Annotated in this window: 1 protein-coding gene and 1 pseudogene; both read left to right on the forward strand. The window is 74.1% G+C overall.

What is annotated here, in order from left to right; all coding sequences use genetic code 11:
- Positions 1 to 538 precede the first annotated feature (538 nt).
- Positions 539 to 1,174 (forward strand): winged helix-turn-helix domain-containing protein, encoded by a 636-nt coding sequence (locus ABZ904_RS51240; RefSeq protein ID WP_361831221.1) that lies wholly within the window; start codon positions 539 to 541, stop codon positions 1,172 to 1,174.
- An 88-nt stretch (positions 1,175 to 1,262) separates the two neighbouring features.
- Positions 1,263 to 1,449: pseudogene (locus ABZ904_RS51245) on the forward strand (reductase); the annotation flags it as partial.

The raw sequence follows: 1,449 nt of genomic DNA on the forward strand, positions 1-1,449 counted from the left end.
GGCGTGCCCGGAGGAAGGCCGCCAGCCCGGCTCGGTCCGCCATGTGCCGTCGCGTCCTCTCGTGTCTACGTTGTGGGGTTCCGGCCGGTCCGGCCCGCCGTTCGGCGGGCGCCCCCTCCGGCTGTGGCGGCCGTCCGCAGAGTGGGACGGCCTCCCGGGCACATCACTCCGGGCCACTCCCCCGGCCGCGGCAAACTCCTGCTCGGAGGGGGTGGGCGGCGTCGGGCTCACATCAGGGGACTGTCCGATGCGTGAGAGAAGCCTCCTGCGGAGCGCCCCGGTCTGCTTCAATGGGCCCATGACCGGCATCCAGAAGTACACCGCGACAGGTCGCCCCGACCTCGAGCCCTTCTGGCCTTCCCGTCAGCACCACGATTTCGACCGGGTGTGTTGTCGCGCGCGGAACGCGCGGGCCCTCTAAAGCCGTACACCCCGGCCTTCGGCCAGCGCGCACGACGTACGTCCTCGACGACCCCGACCACGAACTCGCGGTCGTCGGTCTCCCCGACGATTTCTCGCGCGAAAGAGCTGACCTCTCATGGCGACTCCTCGTTCTCTGCCGTCCGCCGCCCTCGACACCCCGACCGCCCCCTCGCCCGGCTCCGCGCGGCACCGACTGCGCGCCGTCGACCGGGACGAGGACTGGGTCCTCCCCCACTCGAACCCGGCCGAGAGCCTGGGGAACGACGTGGCGGCCCTGCTGCCTCCGGGCGCCACCTGGCTGCCGGCGCCCCAGCACTTCCTCCCGGCCCTGCCGGGGCAGCCGCCGATGATCGGTTACCTGGTGCTGGTCCCGGCCGACCGGCCGCAGCCCGTCCTGCCGTACGCGGTGCCCGGCCACCCGGAGGCCGCCGCGGCCGACGAGCGCGACGACTGCGGCGACGGACTCGTCCGCGTCGACACCGAGCAGCGCACCGCCGAAGTGGACGGGCGGCCCCTCGACCTCACCTATCTGGAGTTCGAACTGCTCGCCCATCTGGTCGCCCATCCCCACCGGGTGCACACCCGGGACCAGTTGGTGACCACGGTGTGGGGCTACGGCCATGTGGGCGACGGGCGCACCGTCGACGTCCATGTCGCCCGGCTGCGCCGCAAGCTCGGCGCCAGGCACCGCAGGGCGATCCAGACGGTGCGGCGCGTGGGCTACAAGTACGCGCCGCCGACGGGGCACTGACTCGGGCCGGCCGCCTGCAGGTGGCGGGCCGTCTGCTGTCGGCAGACTCCCGTTCCGTCCGGCGCTCCGAGCGGGCACAGTCACGGGCATGAGACTTCTGGTGCTGGGTGGTACGGAGTTCGCGGGCCGGGCTGTCGTCGAGGCGGCGGCCGGGCGCGGCTGGGATGTGACGGTCCTGAACCGGGGGCGGCACACGCCGGTCCCCGGGGTGCGGTCGCTGCGCGGCGACCGCACCGCGCCCGGCGGGCTCGCGCCCCAGGCCCGTGGCGGGGCGT

The sequence above is a fragment of the Streptomyces sp. NPDC046900 genome, from assembly GCF_040644975.1.
In the GTDB taxonomy this organism is placed as follows: domain Bacteria; phylum Actinomycetota; class Actinomycetes; order Streptomycetales; family Streptomycetaceae; genus Streptomyces.